Source organism: Nocardioides rotundus, assembly GCF_019931675.1.
In the GTDB taxonomy this organism is placed as follows: Bacteria; Actinomycetota; Actinomycetes; order Propionibacteriales; family Nocardioidaceae; genus Nocardioides; species Nocardioides rotundus.
This window is the reverse complement of record NZ_CP082922.1, coordinates 3,425,953-3,450,155: the sequence shown is the minus strand read 5'-3', so window position 1 is coordinate 3,450,155 and position 24,203 is coordinate 3,425,953. Positions and strand designations below refer to the sequence as shown.

20 protein-coding genes and 1 tRNA gene are annotated in these 24,203 nt (G+C 69.1%); 11 read left to right on the top strand and 10 right to left on the bottom strand.

What is annotated here, in order from left to right:
- Positions 1–94 precede the first annotated feature (94 nt).
- The 3 genes from tmk to K8W59_RS16995 are packed head-to-tail and all read left to right on the top strand — an operon-like array spanning position 95 to position 3,470.
- The gene (gene tmk / locus K8W59_RS17005) at positions 95–766 is read left to right on the top strand and encodes a dTMP kinase (RefSeq protein WP_223396143.1); all 672 of its coding nucleotides are present in this window, start codon (positions 95–97) and stop codon (positions 764–766) included.
- Positions 763–1,917, top strand: a complete 1,155-nt coding sequence (locus K8W59_RS17000) for a DNA polymerase III subunit delta' (protein ID WP_223396142.1) — start codon at positions 763–765, stop codon at positions 1,915–1,917. The genes tmk and K8W59_RS17000 overlap by 4 nt, the downstream gene beginning before the upstream one ends.
- Positions 1,914–3,470: an alpha/beta hydrolase gene (locus tag K8W59_RS16995; RefSeq protein WP_223396141.1), complete on the top strand. Its 1,557-nt coding sequence runs from the start codon at positions 1,914–1,916 to the stop codon at positions 3,468–3,470. The genes K8W59_RS17000 and K8W59_RS16995 overlap by 4 nt, the downstream gene beginning before the upstream one ends.
- A 49-nt stretch (positions 3,471–3,519) precedes the next feature.
- Here the strand turns inward: K8W59_RS16995 and K8W59_RS16990 are convergent, their stop codons facing one another.
- On the bottom strand, positions 3,520–4,458 hold the full coding sequence (locus K8W59_RS16990) for a LysR family transcriptional regulator (protein ID WP_223396140.1): 939 nt from the start codon (positions 4,456–4,458) through the stop codon (positions 3,520–3,522).
- A gap of 121 nt (positions 4,459–4,579) precedes the next feature.
- Here K8W59_RS16990 and K8W59_RS16985 point away from each other — a divergent pair, with 121 nt between their 5' ends.
- The 4 genes from K8W59_RS16985 (at position 4,580) to K8W59_RS16970 (ending at position 6,692) form a co-directional block, all read left to right on the top strand.
- Positions 4,580–4,756: a hypothetical protein gene (locus K8W59_RS16985; RefSeq protein WP_223396139.1), complete on the top strand. Its 177-nt coding sequence runs from the start codon at positions 4,580–4,582 to the stop codon at positions 4,754–4,756.
- Between the two features lie 129 nt (positions 4,757–4,885).
- Positions 4,886–4,961 (top strand) — tRNA-Thr (locus K8W59_RS16980).
- Positions 4,962–5,228: 267 nt separating this feature from the next.
- Positions 5,229–5,444 (top strand): helix-turn-helix domain-containing protein, encoded by a 216-nt coding sequence (locus K8W59_RS16975; RefSeq protein ID WP_223396138.1) that lies wholly within the window; start codon positions 5,229–5,231, stop codon positions 5,442–5,444.
- 486 nt (positions 5,445–5,930) lie between these two features.
- Complete coding sequence (locus K8W59_RS16970; RefSeq protein WP_223396137.1) at positions 5,931–6,692, top strand: tyrosine-type recombinase/integrase; 762 nt, start codon at positions 5,931–5,933, stop codon at positions 6,690–6,692.
- Positions 6,693–6,775: 83 nt separating this feature from the next.
- On the opposite strand, the gene K8W59_RS16965 is transcribed toward K8W59_RS16970, so the two are convergent.
- Positions 6,776–7,318 (bottom strand): hypothetical protein, encoded by a 543-nt coding sequence (locus K8W59_RS16965; protein ID WP_223396136.1) that lies wholly within the window; start codon positions 7,316–7,318, stop codon positions 6,776–6,778.
- A 4-nt stretch (positions 7,319–7,322) separates the two neighbouring features.
- Positions 7,323–8,414 (bottom strand): ImmA/IrrE family metallo-endopeptidase, encoded by a 1,092-nt coding sequence (locus K8W59_RS16960; protein WP_223396135.1) that lies wholly within the window; start codon positions 8,412–8,414, stop codon positions 7,323–7,325.
- A gap of 268 nt (positions 8,415–8,682) precedes the next feature.
- Between K8W59_RS16960 and K8W59_RS16955 the strand changes: the two genes are divergently transcribed.
- The 3 genes from K8W59_RS16955 to K8W59_RS16945 all read left to right on the top strand — a co-directional run bounded on the left by K8W59_RS16955 (position 8,683) and on the right by K8W59_RS16945 (position 15,165).
- Positions 8,683–9,309 carry a hypothetical protein gene (locus K8W59_RS16955; RefSeq protein ID WP_223396134.1) on the top strand — a complete coding sequence of 209 codons (627 nt, stop codon included), beginning with the start codon at positions 8,683–8,685 and terminating at the stop codon, positions 9,307–9,309.
- A gap of 61 nt (positions 9,310–9,370) precedes the next feature.
- Positions 9,371–14,272, top strand: a complete 4,902-nt coding sequence (locus K8W59_RS16950) for a DEAD/DEAH box helicase (protein WP_223396133.1) — start codon at positions 9,371–9,373, stop codon at positions 14,270–14,272.
- Between the two features lie 5 nt (positions 14,273–14,277).
- Complete coding sequence (locus K8W59_RS16945) at positions 14,278–15,165, top strand: hypothetical protein (RefSeq protein ID WP_223396132.1); 888 nt, start codon at positions 14,278–14,280, stop codon at positions 15,163–15,165.
- 271 nt (positions 15,166–15,436) lie between these two features.
- On the opposite strand, the gene K8W59_RS16940 is transcribed toward K8W59_RS16945, so the two are convergent.
- Genes K8W59_RS16940 through K8W59_RS16920 form a run of 5 tightly spaced genes read right to left on the bottom strand, consistent with a single transcriptional unit; the run spans position 15,437 to position 20,668 of the window.
- Positions 15,437–15,898, bottom strand: coding sequence for a (4Fe-4S)-binding protein (locus tag K8W59_RS16940; protein ID WP_223396131.1), 462 nt, complete (start codon positions 15,896–15,898; stop codon positions 15,437–15,439).
- A 36-nt stretch (positions 15,899–15,934) separates the two neighbouring features.
- Positions 15,935–16,324, bottom strand: a complete 390-nt coding sequence (locus tag K8W59_RS16935; RefSeq protein WP_223396130.1) for a universal stress protein — start codon at positions 16,322–16,324, stop codon at positions 15,935–15,937.
- A 34-nt stretch (positions 16,325–16,358) separates the two neighbouring features.
- A complete protein-coding gene (locus tag K8W59_RS16930; RefSeq protein ID WP_223396129.1) occupies positions 16,359–18,359 on the bottom strand; it encodes a tripartite tricarboxylate transporter permease in 2,001 nt (666 codons plus the stop codon).
- A gap of 9 nt (positions 18,360–18,368) precedes the next feature.
- Positions 18,369–19,547 carry a Bug family tripartite tricarboxylate transporter substrate binding protein gene (locus K8W59_RS16925; protein WP_223396128.1) on the bottom strand — a complete coding sequence of 393 codons (1,179 nt, stop codon included), beginning with the start codon at positions 19,545–19,547 and terminating at the stop codon, positions 18,369–18,371.
- Positions 19,544–20,668: a PrpF domain-containing protein gene (locus K8W59_RS16920; RefSeq protein WP_223396127.1), complete on the bottom strand. Its 1,125-nt coding sequence runs from the start codon at positions 20,666–20,668 to the stop codon at positions 19,544–19,546. Before K8W59_RS16920 ends, K8W59_RS16925 begins: the two co-directional genes overlap by 4 nt.
- A 209-nt stretch (positions 20,669–20,877) precedes the next feature.
- Here K8W59_RS16920 and K8W59_RS16915 point away from each other — a divergent pair, with 209 nt between their 5' ends.
- Positions 20,878–21,810 carry a LysR substrate-binding domain-containing protein gene (locus K8W59_RS16915; RefSeq protein ID WP_223396126.1) on the top strand — a complete coding sequence of 311 codons (933 nt, stop codon included), beginning with the start codon at positions 20,878–20,880 and terminating at the stop codon, positions 21,808–21,810.
- A gap of 81 nt (positions 21,811–21,891) precedes the next feature.
- Here K8W59_RS16915 and K8W59_RS16910 read toward each other — a convergent pair whose 3' ends face one another.
- Both K8W59_RS16910 and K8W59_RS16905 read right to left on the bottom strand, forming a co-directional pair.
- Entirely contained in the window at positions 21,892–23,361 is a 1,470-nt protein-coding gene (locus tag K8W59_RS16910; protein WP_223396125.1) for a peptide MFS transporter, read from the bottom strand.
- Positions 23,362–23,424: 63 nt separating this feature from the next.
- A complete protein-coding gene (locus tag K8W59_RS16905; RefSeq protein WP_223396124.1) occupies positions 23,425–24,147 on the bottom strand; it encodes a DUF305 domain-containing protein in 723 nt (240 codons plus the stop codon).
- Positions 24,148–24,203: the final 56 nt, after the last annotated feature.

Here is a 24,203-nt window from a genome sequence, read left to right as displayed (position 1 = left end):
TGTGGCCAGAGTGATCAGAAGGGTTGCGGTGCCGGGTCCGTCGGTGGTCGGCGGTACCGTCGGGCGCACACCCGCGGAGGCACCAGGAGGCTGCGTGACCGGAACCGTCGGACGCTATGCGCCGCACGGCGTCTTCGTCTGCTTCGAGGGCGGCGAGGGGGCGGGCAAGTCGACCCAGTCGCGGCGGCTGCGCGACTGGCTGGTCGAGCTCGGGCACGAGGTGCTGCTGACCTTCGAGCCGGGCGACACCGCGGTCGGTCGCGAGCTGCGGCGGATCGTCCTGGACCCGGCCACCGGCGATCTCTCGCACCGCACCGAGGCACTGCTCTACGCCGCTGACAAGGCCGAGCACGTGGACACCGTGGTGCTGCCCGCGCTCGAGGCAGGCCGAGTGGTGGTCACCGATCGGTACGTCGACTCCACGCTCGCCTACCAGGGGGCCGGCCGCGACCTGGTCCCCGAGGAGCTGGAGCAGGTGGCGCGCTGGGCGACCGGCGACCTGCGCCCCCACCTGACCGTGCTGCTGGACCTGGAGCCGCAGGCGGGCCTGGGCCGCTTCGCCGAGCGGGACCGGATCGAGGGGGAGTCGCTGGAGTTCCACCAGCGGGTGCGGCAGGAGTTCCTCGCGCTCGCCGAGGCCGACCCCGAGCACTACCTCGTGCTCGACGCGCGCGCCCCGGTCGAGGAGATCGCCGAGGCGGTCCGCGTCCGGGTCGAGCCGCTGCTCGGCCAGGCCCGGTCGGTCGCCCCGGAGGCCTCCGCATGAGCACGATCTGGGACACCCTGGTCGGCCAGCGGCCGGTGGTCGAGACCCTGCGCCGGGCGGCGACCGGGGACGGGATGACGCAGTCGTGGCTCTTCACCGGGCCGCCGGGCTCCGGCCGCTCCAACGCCGCCCTGGCCTTCGCGCAGGCGCTGCAGTGCGAGCGCCGGATCGGCTGCCGGGAGTGTCACGCCTGCCGCACCGCCGAGGTGGGCTCGCACCCCGACATCGGCGTGGTGCGCACGGAGAAGCTCTCGATCACCGTGGACGAGGTGCGCGACCTGGTGCGTCGCGCCGCCCTCTCCCCGGCCGGCTCGGGCTACCAGGTGATCGTGGTGGAGGACGCCGACCGGCTCACCGACCAGGCCGCCAACGCGCTGCTCAAGGCGATCGAGGAGCCGAGCGAGCGCACGGTCTGGCTGCTGTGTGCGCCGACGGTCGAGGACGTGCTCCCCACGATCCGGTCGCGATGCCGGCTGGTCACGCTCACCACTCCGACCGCCGAGGACGTCGCGGACTACCTCGCCCGCGAGCTCGACGTGCCGCCCGCCCTGGCGGCGCACGCCGCGCGCGCCTCCCAGGGGCACATCGGCCGGGCCAAGGCGCTGGCCCGCGACGAGGCCACCCGGATCCGCCGGGCCGAGGTGGTCGCGATGCCGGTCCGGCTCACCTCGCTCGGTGCCGCGATGAACCTCGCCCAGTCCCTGCACGCGGTCACCAAGGAGGAGGCCGAGGCGATCACCTCCGAGCTCGACGCCCGCGAGAAGACCGAGCTGGACGCGACGTACGGCGTCGTCGAGCGCGGTCGCCGCCCCCGGGAGTACGCCCCCGCCCTCCGGGAGATGGAGCGGTCGCAGAAGACCCGCGCCAAGCGGCGTCACCTCGACGTGGTCGACCGAGGACTGATGGACCTGCTGTCGGTCTACCGCGACGCCGTCGCGCTCGCAGTCGGTGCGCCGGGACACCTGGTCAACGAGGAGATGCGGCCCGACGTCGAGCGGCTGGCCGCGGCCGCGACCCCCGAGGAGCACCTGCGCCGGATCGACGCGATCCTCGAGGCGCGCGAGCAGATGCTGGAGTTCAACGTCCCGCCGGCGCTGGCGCTGGAGTCGATGATGGTCGCGCTCGCGCTGCCGGCGGGGGCCCTGCGATGAAGCGGGTCGTGGCCGCCCTCCTGGTGGTGCTGGTGGTGCTCGGCCTGGTGCTGACCGCCCTGACGGTGACCTCGCGGGACTCCCCGGAGCCAGGGTCGCAGCGCTCACTCGCGCCCACCACCGAGCCGGAGCCCAACCCGGCCGCCCGTGAGGCGCCACGGCCCGCGCTGCAGCGGTTCTACGACCAGCGACTGGACTGGCGCTCGTGCGGCGAGCGTCAGGCGTGCGCCCGGATGGAGGTGCCGCTGGACTATCGGCGCCCGCAGGGACGGACCATCGAGATCGCGCTGCTCAAGCGGTACGCCGACGGCCAGCGCGCCGGCTCGCTGGTGGTCAACCCCGGTGGCCCCGGAGCCCCTGGGACGACGTACGCCCAGAACGCCGAGACCTTCTTCCGTGAACCCGTCCTGCGCCGCTTCGACGTCGTGGGCTTCGACCCCCGCGGCACCGGCGACTCCGCACCGGTCGACTGCGTGAGCGACGAGCAGCTGGACGCCTACACCTCCGGCGACCCGGATCCCGACACCGCCGCCGAGCGGCGGGAGTACCTCGCCGCAGCGCGCGCGTTCACCCGGGGCTGCGCCGCCTCGGACCGCGAGCTCGCGCAGCACGTCAGCACCATCGAGGCCGCCCGCGACATGGACGTCCTGCGCGCGGTGCTCGAGGACGACCGGCTCACCTACTTCGGCGCGTCCTACGGCACCCAGCTCGGGGCGACCTATGCCGACCTCTTCCCGCAGCGCGCCGGCCGGCTGGTGCTCGACGGCGCGGTCGACGTGTCGCTGTCCGTGCGGGAGCAGTCCCTGGAGCAGGCGCGCGGATTCCAGACCGCGCTGGAGGCCTACGTCGCCAACTGCATCGAGGTGAGCGACTCCTGCTTCCTCGGCTCGACCGTCGATCAGGGGCTGGACCGGATCTCCACGTTCCTGGAGGAGCTGGACCGCCAGCCGATCCCGGCCGGGCAGCGCGAGCTCACCGAGGGGGCGGCGTTCTACGGGATCGCGGCGCCGCTCTATGACCGGACGTACTGGACCTACCTCTCCAGCGCGCTCCGCTCCGCCTTCGGCGGCGACGGGACGATGCTGATGACGTTCGCCGACGCCTATGCCTCCCGCAACCCCGACGGGTCGTATGCCGACAACTCGATGGAGGCGAACGTCGCGATCAACTGCCTGGACGACCCGAGCTCGACCGACGCGGCCGGCGTTGAGGCGGAGATCCCGGCGTTCCTCGAGGCGTCGCCGGTGCTGGGTCGCTCCTTCGCCTGGGGGCTGCTGGGCTGCTCGGGTCAGCAGGTGCGCTCGACCGAGAAGCCGCGCGACATCCGCGCCGCCGGGGCTCCGCCGATCCTGGTGATCGGGACGACCCGGGACCCGGCGACCCCGCTGAAGTGGGCCGAGGCGCTGGCCGACCAGCTCGAGTCCGGGGTGCTGATCCGCCGCGACGGCGACGGCCACACCGGCTACAACGCGGGCAACTCCTGCGTCGACCGCGCCGTCGAGGCGTACCTGATCCGCGGCACCGTCCCCCGCTCCGACCCCCTCTCCTGCTGAGTCGGCGCTAGTTGACGCCGAGTCGGCGCTTGTTCACCCCGAGTCGGCGCTAGTTGGCGCCGCGTCGCGGATGGATCGGCTCGCTGATCGCCTGGATCCGCGCGGTCGCCAGCTCGATCATCAGCCGTGTCGCGGGGGAGAGCGTCGCGTTGGCGCGATGCACGATCGCGATGGTGTCGTACTGCCGCGGGCGTAGCGGCGCCCAGCGTGCCTTCGGCGCCAGACGCGGGAGCAGCGCCTCGACGGCGCCGCGCGGGATGACCGAGTCCGCGAGGCCCATGCCGACCAGCTCCACGGCGGTCTCGACGTCCTCCACCTCGATCCGGGTCTGCGGGTTCTGCCCCGTCTCGTGCATCATCTGGCGCAGCACGATGCGGGTGGAGTCCTCGGCCCGCCACGTCGTCTCGGCCATGACCAGCGTGGCGGCGGCGAGGCGGGTCGCGGTGACCGGGCGGGCGACCCGCTCGGGGTCGCTGCTGATGTAGACCAGCTCGTCCCGGGCGACCGGGGTGACCTGCATGCCCTCGCTCGAGACCTGGGGTACGGCGATCATCGCGGCCTCGATCCAGCCGCGCCGCAACTGCTCCTGGACGTCGGTGGAGTTCTGTCCGATCAGCTCGACCCGGACGTGCGGGTGGCGCGCGAGGACGTCGGCGACGAGGCCGGCGCCGGCGTAGAGGCGCGCCGTACCGAACATCCCGAAGCGGACCGTGCCCGTCTCCAGCGCGGTGACCGCCCGGGCCGCGCGCTCGGCGTCGGCGGCCGCGGCGAGGGTGCGCTCCGCGTGCGGGCGCAGCGACTCCCCGGCGGTGGTGGGGACGACCCCGCGCCCGACGCGGTGGAAGAGCGGGGTGCCGATGGACTTCTCCAGGGTGCGGATCTGCTCGGACACCGAGGGCTGGGCGTAGCCGAGCTCGTCGGCGGCCGCGGTCAGCGAGCCGTGCTCGTAGGTCGCGAGGAAGCAGCGGAGCTGGTGGAGTGAGAGCACGTCGGCAGCCTAAGGCAGAGCCTTGGGGTCGTGAAGGAAAGCGAGGCTACCCCTATCGGTCGGATCGGTCGCACCATGGGTGGCGACGCGAGGTCCGCCCATCGACTCAGGGGAGGTCGCCATGTTCGACAACACCTGCACCGCCTGCGGGAAGCGCCAGCTGATCTTCCCGAGCCAGATCACCGGCATGACCAACCACAGCCGCGGCATCACCGTGACCTATGTGTGCTGGTGTGGCGCCGACCAGGCCTGGACGACCGGCCTGGCCGCGCGGCACCGTGACCTCACCGCCGCCTGACCCACTCGACGTACGTCGACCCGCTTTCGGAGCACGGGGCAGGCCCACGTACGTCGGGCCCGCGATTGGCCGCGCCGGGTTGGTGCTCCGTATACTCCAACCGCTGCCCGGGCGACCCCCGGGCCGCGCGCCGCCTTAGCTCAGTCGGCAGAGCGATTCACTCGTAATGAATAGGTCGTCGGTTCGATTCCGACAGGCGGCTCCATCTGATTCACCCGAAAGTGGCCCCTGCCAGCGTGAACGCTGACAGGGGCCACTTTCGTTTTCCGCCGTCGCGCGCCCTAGGTCGCCGAGGGGTGCACCAGTCGTGCACCAGTGGCCGACAAAATGTCCATCCGCTTCTCCCTCTCACCTGACCCACCCACGTGGTTGGCTCCTGCTGTCGAGCAACACACCAGGTCACGACGAGCAGCGTCGTGATTACGAAGGGGACTCACAGGAGGCAGACAGAAGCAAGAGATGGAGAACCAACGTGGAGAACAACGACGAGTGGCTGACCCCCGCTGAGGCGGCGGTCGTGTTGAAGCGGAACGTCCGGACCTTCGCCAACTGGCGGTCCCGCCAGGAAGGCCCGCGGCACTACAAGCGCATGGCGCGCGTCGAGTACCGCCGGGCCGACATCGAGGAGTGGCTGCGCGAGCAGCGCGCCCTCGTCGAGAGGGACGGGGAGGAGAACAAGGCGAGTTGAGCGGGAGAATCCCAGTCGGGGAAGAAGGGCATCGCTGGTGCCACCCGATCCTCGACGAGGACCGGGAAGCCCACCGGCATGACCAGGCGGGCGTGTGGGTGCGTGACCACGACGGACGCAGGCGACCCGTCCGCGTCAAGCGCAAAGGCAGCCAGGCCGCGCAACGCGCGCTGGAACAGCGCCTCCAAGCCCGAAATGCGCTGGGCAGCAGCGGCGTCACCGCCACGATGACTGTCGCCGACCTCGCCGACTTCTGGATCAAGCGCCGAATGGACGGCGCCGAGACGCCGGTGAAGGGCCGGGCCAGAGGACGCCACGGCGGACCGGTCTCACCGCAGACCCTCGCCGCACACCAGTCAGCCATCACCCACATCGTCGTCCCGCGACTTGGTGGACTCCGGCTCACCGAAGCGAGGGTGGGCCTCCTCGACGAAGCACTGCGTGCCGTCGAGAAGTCTGGCCGGTCCACCGCCCATGCGCGCAACGGTGCTCGGGCAGATGTTCGCGCTCGCGGTCCGCCACGGCGCCCTCGCCTCGAACCCGATGCGAGAGGTCGAGCGCCCGCGCCGCCGCGAGGGCGAGATCCAGCGGCTGACCGTCGACCAGGCCCGAGCGTTCCTCGCCGACACCGCAGCGCACGCCGTCGGACACGCGGTCGACAAGCAAGGTCGACGTATCGCCGGCAAGGGTCGTACGCCCGATGTCCACGAACTCGCACTGTTTCTGCTCGCCACTGGCTGTCGCATCGGTGAAGCCCTTGCCGTCACCTGGCGTGACGTCGACCTGTCCGGCGACGTGCCCACGGTTCATGTCGCCGCCACCCTCGTCGAGCCCCGCAAGCAGGCACCCAAGAAGGACCGCGCCGAGAACGTCATCGAGGAAGGCTGCGTGTTCGTTGAACGCCTTCACCGTAAGCCCATCACCAAGGGCGGCGGAGAACGAACGCTAATCCTCCCGAAGGCGGGCGTGGAGATGCTCAACGAGCGCCGCAAGCGCACTATGTGGCGCCGCCTCGACGACCCGGTGTTCGCGAACCGCACCGGCGCCATCCTCTTCCCGGACAACCATCGCACCAAGTTGCGCGGCATCATCGACGGCACCGCGTTCGAAGGCGTCACGCCACACACACTGCGCCGCACAGTCGGCACCCTGGTCGCCCACGAGGCTGGCCTTGAAGTCGCCCCGCGACGCCCTCGGCCACGCCGACATGTCCATCACCTGGCAGCACTACGTCGGCCCGGGACGTAGCGCCGGACTTTCGGTACCTGCTCGACCGGTTCTTCGCCCCCGACGCGTCCGGTGGCGCAGCCGCAGCATCGAGTTAGGCCGGTCTACGGCTCCAGCCACTTGTTGAAGGACTCGCGGTCGTACACACCGGGCGGGGTGCCACGTTTGTTGGTCCGCAGCGTCTGTACGTAGCCCCAGAGTGTGTCGTCGTCGACCCAACCCTGCTTGTGAGCGGTGCGGAGCAGCAGCCACGTCGACGCAACCTTCACGCCGTGCTTTGTCGCCAGCCGCCGTGCCTCGCCGTCATCAGTGACGAAGAAGCCGTTCGCCTGACGGCGCATCATGATCGCGAGCGTCTCAGCTTCGCCGAGGTGTTTCCTCGGACCATCACCGGGACTGGCTAGCTCCTGTCGGAGCATCCTGATGTCGAGGTGCTCGGCCCCTTCGGGAAACCACGGGTCCCCGAAGATGGCGTCTGCATGGGCGAGGGCGCCGAGCCCGGGCTGGGTCGCCGATGCACCGCACTCCTGCGAGACAGTCGCACACCACGCGCCGTTGCCGTTTGCGAGGCGTTCCAGCAGATCCATCCTGTTGATGACCGCGAAGTTGATCAGGACCGTGTTGTCCGGGAACAGCAGGACGGCCATCGCCTCAGAGCCCCAGCGCGTCGGCGAGGGCGTCGGCCTTGACTTCTGGGACCTCCGGGGCATCAACCTCCAAGGCGTCAGCGTCGATGCCGAGCATCCAAGCCAGAGTGCCCTTCCCGAGAGAACCGCTGGCGATGCCCGCGACGTGCGCCTCTTGGAGCGCCAAGGGGAACCGCCGCTGGGCAGCCTCGTCCATCCGCTGGGTGATCACGTCATCGCCCGCGGAATCGAGCATCAGGCAGCGCCGCAGGAGCCGCTGGGTGGGGTGCCCAGCCCAGAAGCTGACCCGCTGCGGAACGTACCCATTGAGGCTGTTGAGCCGCCGAGCGAGCGCATCGGTCGACACGCCCAGCCACCAAACCGCATCGGCCAACTCGGGGTCGCCGGTATGGTCCCAGTCGAACTTGCCGAGGACGTCTTCTGGCAGCAGGAGGTCGGCCGCGAACGAGTTGGCGGACACCTCGTGCTTCTCAGAGACGTCAGCGGCGAGGCCCTCGTCGTGGTGTCCCATCGCGAGGTGGCCCAGTTCGTGCGCCATCGACCAGTTCTCCCTGAACCAGTTGCCGGTCGCTGGGATCGCGATCACGCGCCTCCCGCCGACCGTGAACGAGTAGGCAGTTGAGAGGTCGGGAACACGCACTACGTCAACGCCGAGGCGCTGCTCCAGGCGTTCTGCAAACGGGCGCACGAAGGCGTCTCCAAGGAGATCACGCGCCTTGTCCGGGTGGTCGGGAAGCGGGTTAGCAATTTCCGGCTCCCGGTACGCCTGCCGGTAGGCCAGGGCGATGTTCTGGATAGTCGCTTCGTCGCCCTCGCGGCCGGGGATGTCCCGCTCGCCGGTCTCGTGGTCGAAGTTGTGCCGGGCTGCGACGGTTAGACGGTTCGGGTCCGGGGCGCCGGTGATTATCCAGTGCAGGTCCGCATTGAGCCGCTCAGCAAGCCGAGCAAGTTCCAGCGATGAGAACTGGCGCTTGTCCCTGAGGGCGCGCGAAAACGCATCGGGGGTCATCCCGATGTCCTGTGCGATGTCCCTGTGCAGGTCGTCCGGGCACACCTGCTCGATCCGCTCCAGCACGCGGGAACCGATGCTGTGCATGCATGCACGGTACGGCTCGGTTGGGAAAATCCCAAGTAGGCGGCGCCGTTCTGTGGCCTAGTCAGGCCGGACGATTGCGGCCCATCGGCCCATCGGGCGGCCACCGACAGGACCGCCAGGTGCTCCAGGGCCTCGTGCTGGGTCCAGTCGATGTCCTCGTGGACGGCGACGTTCCCGATTCCAGCGAACGTTGAAGTCGACGCGATCACGCTGGAGGAGATTCCGCGTTCGCAAGATTCCGTCGGCCTGTGCGCCTAGTCTCCGCACCGTGTCTGAGGAGAAAAAGGCCCCAGCCGTCGGCCGGGTGATGAAGCTACAGAAGGTGCCGACCTACTCACGGGTGCGAGTCCGGGACTGGGGCAGCATCGAAGAGGTCGACGATGAGGTGTCGTTCAATGTCGACGACGTGGTGACGCTATGGACCAACTGCGTCGAGCCAGACAACACGTTCGCCGCCGTGGAACTGCGTGGCGTACTCGGCGCAACACCCGAACTCCAGTGGCTGCCCGAAGACGCCAAGGTCGAGATCGTGGAACTCCCGAGGTTCGCGGGCCAGCCCGACGACCTACTCCGTGGCCTCAAGCCGATGAAGGCGCCTGAAGGCAGCAAGGGGGTGCTGGTGACCGCCGACGGCTTTCACCCGCTCGTTTGGAATTGCGACCCGCTCTTCTCGCCGGTCCAGGGCTGGAGCGATCCTGAGACCTCCGTTGAGGTCCTCCTCTGCGCGCTCAACGTCGCACCCGACGACGGGGTCCTCCGTCCACAACTGCTCTCTGCACTACGGGCCCGGTACGCGCGCGTCGTCAAGGACGAAGACACCTACCCGCCGCGGCATTATCCGTGGCGCGGGACACTGCAGCCCAACCGCTCGCTCTTGGAATATCTGAGGGGCTGACAGCGCGCGCAGATCGCACGTCTTGCTGCGACACCCCGCACGAAACTGGGAGACTGCGCACATGCCAGCCACCATTCAGGATCTTCTCGATGACCTCCGCGCGACGGCGCTGGACGAGCGGGACAAGGGTGACAGGTTCGAGCGGCTGATCGCCTCCTACCTGAGCACTGACCCGGAGTGGACGGCGAAGTTCTCGGACGTCTGGCTGTGGTCTGACTGGCCAGGTCGTCAGGGTCGACCCGACACCGGGATCGACTTGGTGGCCCAACGTCGTGAGACCGGCGACTTCGCGGCGATCCAGTGCAAGTTCTACGACGAGAAGCGGTCGGTCTCCAAGGGCGACATCGACTCGTTCGTCGCGACCAGCGGCAAGGCCGATTTCTCCGAGCGGTACATCTTCGACACCGCCAAGGAGTGGTCCAAGAACGCCGAGGACACACTCCACGGGTTGAGCGTCCCTGTCCAGCGGATCGACGTCGGCTACCTCAACGACGCCAACATCGACTGGTCCGCCTACTCCTGGTCCACCCCTGAAGTCGTCGTCCCAACCGGCAAGAAGGCGCTGCTTACTCACCAGCAGACCGCCCTCACGAAGGTCCGCGACGGCCTCGCCGAGCATGATCGCGGCAAGTTGATCATGGCCTGCGGCACCGGCAAGACCTTCACATCCCTGAGGATCGCCGAGGACCTCGTGGGTACGGGCGGATCGGTGCTGTTCCTCGTTCCCTCGATCCAGTTGCTCTCCCAAAGCCTGCGTGAGTGGATGGCCAACGCGGAGGTCGACATCCGGCCGTTCGCGGTCTGCTCCGACGTCCGAGTCGGCCGCAAAACCAGCACTGACGACGCCGACATGTCCACCATCGACCTCACCGAACCCGCCACCACGAACGCCGCAACCCTCGTGGCCCGCAGCCAAGTCGGCAAGCACGCAACCGACCGGATGACCGTCGTGTTCGCGACCTACCAGTCCATCGACGTGATCGCCGATGCCCAGAAGCAGGGTCTCGGTGCATTCGACCTGATCATCTGCGACGAAGCCCACCGCACCACCGGCGTCACCCTGGCCGGGAAGGACGAGTCACACTTCGTCAAGGTCCACGACGGCGACTTCCTGAAAGCCGCGCGACGCCTTTACATGACCGCCACCCCACGAGTCTTCGGCGAAGAGGTTCGCAAGAGGGCCACTGACGCCGAAGCGATCCTCGCCGACATGGGCGACGAAGAGACCTACGGCCCAGAGCTGCACCGGCTCGGCTTCGGCGACGCCGTGGAGGCAGGCTTGCTGACCGACTACAAGGTCCTCGTCCTCGCCGTGGACGAGAATTACGTGTCCGAGAACTTCCAGCACGCCATGGCGCAGTCCGGAGAGATCAATCTCGACGACGCAGCCCGCTTGATCGGCTGCTGGAACGGCCTTGCCAAGCATTTCGGGTCCGACGAGCAGGTCACCGACCGCTCGCCGATGAAGACGGCCGTTGCTTTCGCCAAGGACATCCGAGCATCGAAGCAGGCCGCCGAGTCCTTCCCGGTTCTCGTCGAGCGGGCGTTGCAGGACGAGAACGGCGACCCCGGCCGCAACCACTTGCGCGTCGAGGCGGCCCATGTCGACGGCACGATGGGCATCCACGAACGCAACCGCCGCCTCGACTGGCTGAAGGCTGACACGGGCGACAACGTGTGCCGCGTCCTCACCAACGCTCGCTGCCTGTCCGAAGGCGTCGACGTGCCCGCCCTTGATGCCGTGCTGTTCCTGACACCCCGCGGGTCACAGGTAGACGTCGTGCAGTCGGTCGGACGCGTGATGCGAAAGGCGCCTGGCAAGGAACTCGGCTACATCGTCCTCCCGGTCGTGGTGCCGTCCGGGGTCCGACCGTCAGATGCACTCAACGACAACAAGAAGTACCAGGTCGTCTGGCAGGTCCTCCAGGCACTGCGTTCCCACGACGACCGCTTCCACGCGCTGGTCAACTCGATCGAGTTGAACAAGCGCAAGACGAACCGGCTCATCATCGACGACGTGACCCCGCGCAAGGAGCGCGAGGGTAACGACGAGACCGAGACTCAGCAGTTGACGCTCGACTACGGGTTCGAGGGCTTCCGGGACGCTATGTACGCGCGGATCGTCAAGAAGGTCGGCGAGCGCCGCTACTGGGAATCATGGGCGAGCGACGTTGCCGACATCGCCCGCGCGCACATCACTCGAATCAACGGTCTTCTCGCCGACCCATCATCGAACGCCGCAAAGGAGTTTGAGGTCTTCCTCGATGGACTTCGTGGCAACCTCAACGAGTCGATCACCCAAGACGAGGCGATCGAGATGCTTGCCCAGCACATCATCACCCGTCCCATCTTCGAGGCGCTGTTCGCCGGGTACGACTTCGCCGCGAACAACCCAGTCGCCCAGACGATGGAGTTGATGCTTGCAAGCCTCGACGAGCACAACCTCGAATCCGAACAGGCCCACCTGGACCGCTTCTATGCGTCCGTGCGTCGGAGGGTCGAAGGTGTCACTGACGCTGGCGGCAAGCAGCGGGTAGTCGTCGAGTTGTACGACAAGTTCTTCGCCACAGCCTTCACCAAGACCGTTGACAAACTCGGCATCGTCTACACCCCCGTCGAGATCGTCGACTTCATTCTCCGCTCGGCTGACGAGGTATTGAGGAGCGAATTCGACCAGGGGCTGACTGATGAAGGCGTCCATGTCCTCGACGGGTTCACAGGCACCGGCACCTTCGTCGTCCGCCTCCTCCAGTCCGGGCTGATCGAGCCTCATGACCTGGCCCGGAAGTATGCGAACGAGCTACACGCGAACGAGATCCTGCTCTTGGCGTACTACATCGCCGCGGTCAACATCGAGACCACCTACGCCGAGCAGATCGCGCAGACCGGGGGCACCACGGCGCCGTTCCCCGGGCTGGTCCTGACCGATACCTTCCAGTCCTACGAAGATGGCGACCGACAAGACCTCGCGATCTTCCCGGAGAACAACTCGCGCATCGTCCGGCAGCGGGAACTGCCCATCACCGTGGTGCTCGGCAACCCGCCCTACTCCGTCGGACAGGACTCCGCCAACGACGACAACCAGAACACGTCCTACCCCATGATCGACGCCGCGATTCGGCGCGACTACTCAGCCGACCGCGGCCGTGGTGGTAATAGCTCGCTTTACGACTCGTACATCCGAGCCATCAAGTGGGCCACCCTTCGGATCGCCGACCGAGGAGTCATCGCGTTCGTCACCAACGGCGGGTTCCTCGACTCCAACGTCGGCGGAGAGATGCGTCAATCCCTCGCAGACGAGTTCTCCGACATCTACGTCTTCAACCTCCGCGGCAACGGGCGCATCGCGGGTGAGGAGGGCCGGAAGGAGGGCAGACCGGTCTTCGAGTTCGGCGGCTGGCGTCCAGACGGAACCGAGATCAAGAGCACCAAGGGCGGCTCCCGAGCCACCATCGCGATCGTCATGCTCGTCAAGAACCCGGCGAAGAGCGGCCCGGCGCAGGTCCACTACACACAGGTCGACGACTACCTGACGGCCGGCCAGAAGATCCGTGCTGTCCAGGCAGGTGAGAGCTTCTCGAATCTCGACATGCGCGAGATCACCCCGAACGCAGCCGGAGATTGGCTCAGCCAACGCACCGACGACTTCAAGACATTCCTCCCGATCGGGGCAAAGCACGGGGAAGATCTTGCTGGTCCGACGATCTTCGAGGTGTACGGCCGCGGCCTGGAAACTGGTCGCGACGCCTGGGTGTACCAGTCATCCGAGTCGCGCCTCCGCGAGAACGTCCAGCGGACCATCGCGGCATACAACGCACAAATCAGTGACTTCGAGGAGCACCTGAAGGCGCACCCCGGCGCGAAGCCCAAGGATCTCGTCAAGGACTTCATCGACCTCGATGCCACCCGAATCTCGTGGACCCTCAGCCTGAAGAACCGTTTGGCTGCCCGGAAGCCGTTAACGTACGACGGGGAGCACGTGGTCACTGCCACCTACCGCCCCTTCTTCAAGCAGCACGCCTACTTTGACCACGGGCTCAACCACATCCGAGGACAAATGCCGCGAATGTTCCCGACGAGGGAACAGCCGAACCGGGGTTTCGTCCTGACGGGCGTCAGCTCTCATGCGCCGTTTTCGTTCATCGCAATCGATACGCTGCCGGATCTCCACGTCCTTGACACAGGACAGTGCTTCTCGCGCTGGACCTACGAGGCGTCGGAGCCTGAGGAGGGGACGCTGGACCTGCTGGCTGCGGCCGACGACGAGGTGATCGACGGCTACAGGCGCATCGACAACATCACCGACGCGGCTCTCGCGCTCTTCCACGAGGCATACCCGGCAGAGCAGATCACCAAGGACGACGTGTTCCACTACGTCTACGGGCTGATGCACTCGCCCGACTACCGCAGCGCCTACGCAGCCGACCTGAAACGAACCCTTCCCCGCATCCCCTTCGTCCGAGATTTCCGGGCGTTCGCCAGTGCGGGCTCCCGACTGATGGACCTTCACCTCGGCTACGAGTCCGCCGACCCATATCCAATGGCTGGCTTCGAAGCCTTACCACCGACAGGCTCGGACCCGTTCGCCTACTACGCCGTCGACAAGAAGATGCGGTTCGGAAAGGCCACGGCACAGCAACGCGCCGACGGCATAAAGGAGGACCGCACGACCCTCCACTTCAACGAACGGATCGTGCTGTCCGGAATCCCGGAGGCTGCCCACCGCTACATGCTCGGGAGCCGATCGGCGATCGAATGGATCATCGACCGCTACTACGTCAAGACCGACAAGGCGTCGCAGATCGTCAACGACCCCAACGACTGGTCTCGCGAGGTCGGCAACCCCCGACACATCCTCGACCTGCTCGCGAGGGTCGTCTCCGTGTCCGTCGAGACGATGAAGATCCTCGATGCGCTCCCGCCATTGGAGCTTGTCGACGCCACCGGCAGCGAAGGTCGCTGAGACAGATGGCCTACCCCACGCTCGCACTCCACCTTCTGATCTCGGCGCCTGGCGACGTCCCCACCGAAGACCTCCAGGTCATCCGCAAGACGATCAGCCAGTGGAACCTCAACTTCGGCCGTGTCGTTGGTTTGACCGTGCTGCCGGTCTCCTGGACCGAGCACGCGGTGGCGGAGTTTGGTGAGCGACCACAGGCAATCCTCAACGATCAGATCGTTGACGAGGCCGACCTTGCGATCGCCCTGTTCTATGACCGACTCGGCACGCCAACCGGAGAGGCCGAGTCCGGCACCGCCGAGGAGGTCAAGGTTCTGGTTGAGGCAGGGAAGCCAGTCGCAGTCCTGACGAACAGCGCGCCGCGGGCGCCACTCAGCGGACCGGGGCTGGAGGAGCGGCAGCGACTGACGACCTACCTGGCTGAGCTGCGGAAGAGCGCTCTCGTCCTCGACTACGCCGTGGCGGGGGATCTCGTCACTCACGTGAACAACTTCCTGAGCCGTGCGACTGGGCAGTTCCAGGGTGCTGTCCACGAGTCCAAGGCGGAAGCAACCCCGGACGCCTCCGAGGGCGTCTGGCCGCGCGCCGAGGTCAGAGAGAGCGTCCGGACGGACAACAAGGGGCGCATCAAGACCGAGCGGAAGTGGTCTCTCATATTGCACAACACCTCCAGCGGTCCTGCGTCCGAGGTAGACTTCTCGTTCGAGGATCTACCAGCCGATGCGTTCTTCCAGGTGCTTCGGGAAGAGGGGCCACTCGGCACGATCCCACCCGATGGGGAGATGAGATTCCCTCTGCTGCTGGCCATGGGGTCACCGGGTGCGGTCGAGTGCGTGGTCACCTGGACCGACGCGGCGGGCAACGAGCGGGAGACGCGCGCAACGGTGCGCACGTGATCCGCACACGGCCGGGTTGTGGTGATCCGTCGGGTGCCGGAGATTGCGCCAATGAGTGCACCAGTGCACCGGAAGTTGCTCCAGTTGGCGGTATCACGGGACGTCACGAGTGATCACGCGACATCACGGTCTGCGCAGGGCAGACGGTACATGGCGTGTTCAGCATGCGAGAAGATTTGAATCTAACCGTGACGATTAGGTCGTCGGTTCGATTCCGACAGGCGGCTCCACCCACCACCAGCGGCAGACGCCCCCTGCGCCGCCGCGCGCATCAGTCGCGCGGGCCCGGCGACGGGGCGCCTTCCGGCCAGCGCACATCGAGCGCGCCGCTGGGACACCGGGCCACCTGGGCGGCGACCCGCTCGGCGGAGGTGCCGTCCGGCGTGATCCACGTCCGCTCGCGCGGGTCGAAGACCTGGGGCAGCTGGCGGAAGCACCGCTCGGAGTGCTCACAGAAGGCCGGCCGCCAGACCACCGTGATGTCCTCACCGGCGTACAGGATCCCTTTGGTCTTGCTCTGGTGCCGAGCGAAGGTGCGGACCGAGATGTCCCCCTCGAGCAGCCGGGAGACGGGGCACTTCGCCGCATCGGGATCCAGCGGAGTGGTGAAGTCGACGTCGCGGTCGATGGTGGTCGTGACGACGCCGTCCTTGCTGATCAGGAAGAAGTCGACGACCACGGCGATGGAGGGTACGTCGAGCGCGTGCTCGTCGATGTAGGAGCGAAGCTCCACCCTGCCGCCCCCGGACGAGCCGCGCGTGGGACGGCGTCAGGTGTCGGCCTTCACGCCAAGCACCGGAGTCGTGGCGTCGAGCAGGATCCGCTGAGCGGTGCTCCCGAGCAGCACCTTGCCGACCGGTGAGCGGTGCCGCAGCCCCACGACGATCATCGACGCGTCGTGCCACTGGGCGACCTGGACCACGGCGTCGCCGGGATCCTGCAGGTCCGCGGTCTCCACGCTGACCTTGCCGCCGGTCTCCTGCAGCGCCTCGAAGACGGCCGGCCAGCGCTGGGCGATGGCGCCCGGGTCCGGCAGCGGCCGGTCCCGCACAGCCGGCACGAGGACGACGTCCTCGCCCCGGCGCGCAGCCTCGGTGACGCCGTGCCGCAGGGCGGCGTGGCCCGGCGGGGTGTCGGCGTACGCGACGACGATCGTCATGAGCGTCCCTCCTGGAACGGGGTGGATGCGGCGGTCACTGCATGAATCCTTGCGGAAGGTCGATCGGCAGGACCGACGGCAGCACCAGCAACGCCGCCCCGAGGACGAGCGTGTAGGCGATGGCCGCGCGCGGCGCTGCCCGGCCGGCGTACATCAGGAACGCCGGAACGAAGACCAGGACCGCCGCGAGGTAGCCGCCCGCGGCGACCAGGGCCAGGAAGACACCCATCGCTGCGAAGCAGGTTCCGGCGGCGACCAGCTCCCGGGTGGGGACCCCCCGCGCCTCAACGGGGTCGACGGAGGCGCCCGGACCGGACGACCCGCGCGGCCGCTGACGCCACTCCTGCCACAGCAGCGCGATGCAGCACAGCAGCCCGCCGGCCGTCACCAGCCGAGGAACCAGGCGGGCGCCATCGGAGAACGACCCACTGGCGACGAACGCGGCGCCGAAGATCGCCAGGGCGCCGACGGCGACGGCGAAGGACCACTTCGTGCCCGCCAGGGAGCCCTCGAACTCGTCGGCAGGCTCGCGCTCCTCGCTGCGGTGCCCCTCGTCCACGCCGGCGGCGCGGCGTGCCCGAAGGCCCTTGACGATGGCCCACAGCGCGGGCACGACCAGGATGGCGGCGAAGATGAGCACACCCGGGCGCAGCATCCACTCGGTGCCGCCGTACAGGCTCGTCGTGAGGTAGTAGTAGCGCTCCATCGGGATAGCGAGCACGAAGCCGATGAGGAACGGCGCCCGCGGATAGCCGGTGCCCTTGAGCAGGTACCCCGCGACGCCCAGCAGGATCATCACCCACAGGTCGCCGAGCTTGCCGCCCTCCTGGTAGGCGCCGAGCAGCATGACCACCAGCAGGCCGGGGCCCAGCAGGGCGAACGGCACCCGGGTGAGCTTCGCCAGACCGGGGGAGGCGATGAAGCAGAGCAGGGCGCCCAGGACGCTGGCGATCGCGAAGGACCAGATGATGACGTACATCAGGTCGAGGTGCTCGGTGACGATGGTCGGGCCGGGCTGGATGCCGTAGGTCAGCAGCATCCCCAGCAGCATCGCGGACGGCACGCCGCCGGGGATCCCGAAGAGCAGCGTCGGGATCAGGTCGCCGGCCTCGACGGAGTTGTTGGCGCTCTCCGGGCCGACGATGCCGCGCGGGTCGCCCTTGCCGAACTTCCGCTTGTCCTTCGAGGTCGCCACCGCCTGGCCGTAGGCGAGCCACGTGCCGGCGGTCGCACCGACGCCGGGCAGGACACCGGCCCAGATGCCGATCAGCGCACCCCGGATCACCTGCGCCCAGTGCGTGAGCCACTCGCGGATCCCACTGAGCCACCCGCCGCGCAGCTCGACCGGCTCCTCGTCCACCCGGCGCTGGCCGACCCGGCTGGCGATCTCGGCGAGGCCGAACACGCCCAGCGCGACGGCGACCAGGGAGAGCCCGTCGACGAGGAACAGGCTGCCGAAGGTGAAGCGCGTCTCCGCGGTGGTCGGCGACATGCCGACCAGCCCGAGCAGCAGCCCGAGGAAGCCGGCGGTCAGGCCCTTCACCACGTTCTTGCGCGACAGTACGGCGGCCAGCGAGACGCCGAGGATGGTGAGCATGAACAGCTCCGGGCTGCCGAAGGACAGCACCATCGGGCGCGCCAGGGGAACGGCGATGGTCAGCCCGACCGCGCCGATGAGGCCGCCCGCCATCGAGGAGAGGAACGCCAGGGACAGTGCCCGTTTGGCCTGTCCCGCCCTGGCCATGGCGTAGCCGTCGAGCATGGTGACGCTCGCCGATGCCGAGCCCGGCGCCCCGAGGAGTACGGCGGCCACGGTGTCGGACGTGTGCACCACCGCGAGCGCGCCGATGAGCATCGCGAGGGCCTGCGCGGGCTCCATGCCGAAGGTGATGGGGAGCAGGATCGCGACGGCGCCGGTGCCGCCCAGGCCGGGGATGAGGCCGATCACCAGGCCGGCGATCACGCCGATGCCGAGCATGACCAGCAGGCTGGGGTCGGCCAGCTGGCCGAGTGCTGCGAAAGCGGAGTCAGTCATGGTCGGGCCTCACTCAACGGGGGTGTCGTAGTCGGATTCGAGGAGCTCGACGACGCGGGCGCGGACGTCGTCGTCGACGGCGTACGCCTCACCGACCCGTCGTCGCAGGTCGCCGGACGCCTCGAGCGGGTAGCCGCCGAGCACCTCGCCGGCACGCTCCTCGAAGCCCGGGTCGTTGCCCAGCCGAGCAGCAGTGGACTGCAGCAGGTCGACCGCGGCGTCCGGAGTGTCCTCGGGCACCCACAGCGCCTTCTGATACGTGTAGGTCAACGCCAGGATGTCGCGGTAGGCTGCCAGCGCCTCCGGCTCCGGCGGAGCGCCGTTGAGCTGCTCGTAGACCTCCACCACCGTGGGCAGTCGGGGGAAGTTCGGGTCGCGGACGATCCGCCCGTCCTCGTCGACCTGCCCCAGGCTGAACAGCGCCGTGGCCTTGCCGTCCTTCACCAGCGGCTGGACCGCGGAGGCGTAGGAGGAGGTGGTCTGGTAGTCGATGTCGATCTCACCGCGCTGCAGCGCCAGGTTGACCGGACCGCGGCCCTCGAAGCCGAAGATCGCGTCCACGTCCATGCCGAGCAGGTCGAAGGCCATCAGCGTGGTGACGTCGAGGCTGGTGGCGGCGATCCCGCCGAACCTCAGCGGTCGGTCCCGGTCGACCAGGTCCCGCACCGAGTCCACGCCCGCGCCGGTCCGTGCGTAGACGACAGCGCCCGTCCCGTTGGCCGCGATCGGCCGGAGGTCGGCGAAGTCGTACTGCACCGCCGACATCTCCAGGAGGTAGGGCACCACGGTCGTGGCGGTGCTGACGAGGACCTCGGTGCCGTCGGGCTCGGCGCTCGCGACGTACTGGTTCGTCCCGAGGATGCCCTCGCCGCCGTCCTCGTTGACCGGCGCGAAGCCCGGACGCCCCGGGACGGCGCGGCTCAGCTCGTTGCCGATGAACCGGGCCCAGGTGTCGGTGCCGCCGCCCTCGGCGAGCGGGATCATGAACTCCACCGTCTCGCCGGCGTAGTCGCCGTCCTCGGTCGCGGCCGGAGGGTTGAGCAGGTCCCCGCCGAGGACCGACGCGATCACCGCGAGCACGCCGAAGCCGCCCACCACCGCCGCCACCCGGCTCGGCCGCTGCGGAGGCGGGTCGGCCGGGAGCGTGGCGGGCTCCGGTGTCCTGGTGGGGTCGGTGAGCACGGTCATGCCTTTCCTCCAGTGACAGCCAGCATGGGGGAGTCCCGATGCTGGAGGGAAGTGGTCTCCTCCGCGGATACGTCGGGGAGTACGACGGCGCCGGTGGCGAGCCGCCGGTAGGTGCGGACGACGCCGACGACCGGCGCCCCGTCGTGGTGGTCGACGAACGTCTCGACCGTGCCCGCCGGAGTGTGCAGCCGCAGGCCGGTCTCGGCGCTGGTGACGTCGGCGACCACGGTGCCCGGCGTGCGGGCCGCCATGGTGATGGCGACCGAGCCGGTGATGGGGACGGCGGGGTGCACGCGCCCCATGGAGAGCATCCGCACCTCGAGGTCCGCGTCGGCGGAGGCCGGCGCCGCGATGAGCGCCAGCTTCGGCACGGCCCGCTGGGCGAGCTGCGGGGTCTCGGCCAGTCCCATCCGGACGGCCGCCTGGCGTCGTACGTCGTCCAGCCGGGACAGCAGCCCGGGTGTCGCCTCGAGTCGGGCCGGGGTCTCGATGCCGGTCAGCCCCAGCTGGGTGGCCGGGACGAGGACGACGGGTGCGCCGGCGTCCAGCAGCGTCACGGTGAGGCCGTCGATCTCCTCGCGCGAGGAGCCGGTGGGCAGCAGCCGGCCGGTGCTGCGCCCCGCGGGGTCGACGAAGCCGAGGCGGACCGGCACCCCGCCGAACGGGACGCCGGGGTTCGCCGCTTCGGGGGACTCGGAGAGCACGCCGCCGGGGGTGGGGACCTCCTGCACGATCAGCTGGCCGGTGTTGGCGTTGCGCACCCGGACCGTGGTGTCCCCGCTCTCGGTGGCCACCCAGCCCTCCCGGATCGCGAACGCCGCGACGACCGCCGAGCAGTTGCCGCAGTTGCTGCCCCAGTCCACGGTGGCGTCCTCGATGCCCACCTGGCCGAAGAGGTAGTCGACGTCCACGCCCGGCTCGCTGGAGCGGGAGAGGATCACCGCCTTGCTGGTCGTCGAGGTGCCGCCGCCGACGCCGTCGACCTGGCGCGCATCCGGGCTGCCGTAGAGGCGTAGGAGGACCTCGTCCACGGTCAGGCCGGGCACGTCCAGGTCCTCGCGGCGGAAGACCCAGCACTTGCTGGTCCCTCCGCGCATCCAGGTGGCGGGGATCTCGCGCATCGACGCTCCTCGGGGTCTGTGGCTGGTCCGACCCGATCAGCGTGCGCCCACAGAGGCGTTAGCACCATCGATGCTTTCTGCATCTTGATTAAGCATTGCTTCAATCATCGGCGGCGCCGATGGGCGGGTGGCGCGCTTGGCACTGGGTTAAGCGGCGCTGGGAGAGTGCTTCAATGCCATGAAGCGATGCTTGAAGGAGAGTGACGGCGATGCTTGATGTCCGACGCCTGCAGTGCCTGCTCGCCGTCGTGGAGGGCGGCTCGGTGACCGAGGCCGCGGCCCGGTTGGGCTATACGCCCTCGGCGATCTCCCAGCAGGTGCTGCGGCTCGAGCACGAGGTCGGGCAGCCGCTGCTGGAGCGGCATGCCCGCGGCATGCGGCCTACCGACGCCGGTCTCACCCTGGCCGGCCACGCCCGCAAGGTGCTCCAGCAGCTCTCGGCCGCCGAGGCCGACCTGGAGGAGCTCGCCGGTGCGCGGCGGGGCACCGTCGCCCTGGGCACCTTCCCCACGGTGGGCAGCTCCTTCCTCCCGCTGGCGGTCCAGGAGTACCGCAGCCGCTATCCGGCGATCGCGCTCACCATCACCAGCGCGCGCGAGGACGAGCTGCTCCGGATGCTGCACGAGGGCGCGGTGGCCCTCTCACTCCTGTGGGACTACGAGTGGGGCCGCGTCGATGACGAGGACCTGGTGCTGACCCGGCTCCTCGAGGACCCGACGGTGCTGCTGGTCGGCAAGGACCATCGGCTCGCGCGTCGCCGTACCGTCTCGATGTCCACGCTCGCCGAGGAGCAGTGGATCATCCGGGCGGGCGGGCACCCCGTCGTCGAGGTGCTCGAGCGTAGCGCGCTCGCAGCCGGCTTCACCCCGCGGATCTCCTTCCAGGCCAACGACTACCAGGAGGCGCAGGCAATGGTCAGCGTCGGGCTGGGTGTGGCGCTCGCACCCCGGACGGCGACGGTGAACCAGCACCCGGACGTGCGCGTGGTCTCCCTGGGCGGCACGGCCCCGGCTCGCCGGATCCTGGTCGCCCACCGTCCCGACAGGGTGCGTACGCCGGCCGCGCTGGCGCTGCACGAGGTGCTGGTCGACACCGCCCGCGAGTACGCCGGCTCGTCCTCGCGCTCCCGCTCTGCCCGCTGACCGGCCCGGACGTCATCCGAAGTGGGGAACCGCTTACCCGGAGCGTATGACGTCCGCGGCGGGCCGGAGGGAGGGGGAGCGTCAGTCGACGCCCGCCATCAGCTTGTGGATCGGCTTGGAGAGGGCTATGACGACGACGCCGGTGACGACGGCGGCGAGGCCGACCCAGATGAAGAAGGGCGACTCGTCGGCGGGGTCGTAGTAGCCGGCCAGGGTGCCCGCGAGCGCCGTACCGAGCGCGATGGAGAGGAAGTAGAGCGCCACCATCTGGGTGGAGAACTTCCGCGGCGCCAGCTTGGTCGTCGCGCTGAGGCCCACCGGGGAGATGAGCAGCTCGGCCACGGTGAAGACGAGCAGGATGCCCGCCAGCCCGAGGATCGGCGCGGTGTTCTGCCCCGCCGGCATCAGCAGGAAGCAGAAGAAGGCCAGCCCCATGACCGCCGTACCCGCGCCGAATTTCATCGGGGTCGACGGCTGGCGGCGGCCCAGGCGGGTCCACAGAGCGGCGAAGGCGCCGGCCAGCACGATGATGAAGACCGGGTTGATCGAGTTCACCCAGGAGACCGGCATGGTCCAGCCGAACAGGTCGCGGTCCAGCCGCTGGTCGGAGTAGATCGCGACCACGGTGAACTGCTGCTGGTAGAGCGACCAGAAGACCACGTTGCACACGAAGAGCGGCATGAAGGCGAAGATCCGGCTCCGCTCCGCCCCGCGGACCTGCCGGTCGGCGAGGATCACCACGAAGTAGCCCAGCGCCGCGATCGCGCTGACCCCGATCACGATGTCGGAGAGCCGGCCGGTGGTGATGACGCCGGTCATCACCAGGACCGCGACGAGGAGTACGACGACCACGGCGCCCGCGGCATAGGCGAGCCCGCGCCCCGCCGGCAGCGGGTTCGCGACGTGGTGGGTCGACTCGGGCAGCCGCCCGCGGTAGGCGGCGTACTGGATCAGCCCGATCGCCATGCCCACGGCCGCGGCGCCGAAGCCCCAGTGGAAGCCGACCTCGCTCTGCAGCAGGCCGGTCAGCAGCGGGCCGAGGAGCCCGCCGATGTTGATGCCCATGTAGAACAGCGAGAAGCCGGCGTCGCGGCGCGGGTCGTGCTCGTCGTAGAGCGAGCCGACCAGGGAGGTCGCGTTCGCCTTCACGCCGCCGGACCCGAGCGCGACGAGGGCCAGGCCGACGCCGACGCCGACCAGCCCCGGCAGCACCGCGAGGGCGATGTGCCCGGCCATCACGCAGATCGCGGAGTAGAACAGGGTCCGCTCCGGTCCGAGCACCCGATCGGCCAGCCACGCGCCGAGGATGGTGGAGAGATAGACCGAGCCGCCGTACGCGCCGACGATGCCGGTCGCGACCGCCTGGTCGATCCCGAGGCCGCCCTGCGCGGCGGAGTAGTAGAGGTAGATCAGCAGGATGCCCTGCATGCCGTAGAAGCTGAAGCGCTCCCACAGCTCCACGCCGAACAGGTTGGCCAACACCCCCGGTTGGCCGAAGAAGCCGGTGTCGTGAGGTGAGACGGCGGCAGGACGGGTGTTAGGGGAGGTCACTGGCTCAAGCGTGCCACCCCTCCGGGTGGGTCGAGACACCGGGTCGGCCGAGCGGCCCCGGCATCACAGCGTGCGCTGGATGGCCCGCATCCGTTGGATCTCCGCCCGCTGGCTGGTGGCGATGTCGGCCGCGAGCTCCTGGGCCTGCACCTCGCGCCCGTCGCGGAGGGCGACGTTCGCCATGGCGATCGCCCCGCGGTGGTGCTGGATCATCCCGGATAGGAAGAGTCGGTCGAACCGCGCCCCGCGGGCGCGGGCGAGCTCCTTCATCTGCTGCCCGGTGAGCATCCCGTTCATCGCCATCAGCCGGCCGTGCGCCTCGTGGTCGGAGTGGCCGTCGTGGCTGGCCAGGTCCCCGGCGTCCTGGGGTACGGCGTACCCCCGGGACTGCAGCCACGCGGTCATCAGCTGGATCTCCGGCCCCTGCGCGCCCTCGATCCGCCGCGCGAGCGCCTTGACCTCGTCGCTGGCGGCCCGGGTCCGCGCGAGCGCGCTCATCTCCAGCGCCTGCGCGTGGTGCGGCACCATCATCCGGACGAACATCATGTCCGGCTCGTTGGCCTTCGCCGCCCGCACGGTGGTGTCCGGGGGCAGGGTGCGGTTGGCCTCGCCCGGCCTGCCGGGCTGGACGATCTCGCCGCGGGCGGCGGTGCCGCTGCCGGAGTCCGCCTGCCGGCTCGCGGCGGGCGACGACCCCGACGAGGACGCCTCGGAGTCGCCGGTCGACGTACACGCGCTCAATGCCACGACGAGTGCGGCGACCGGCAGGAGACGGGAGTGAGGCACGGCAAACCTTCCGAGATGTCGCCGACAGGGGTGGTGTGACCCAGCCCACTCTACGT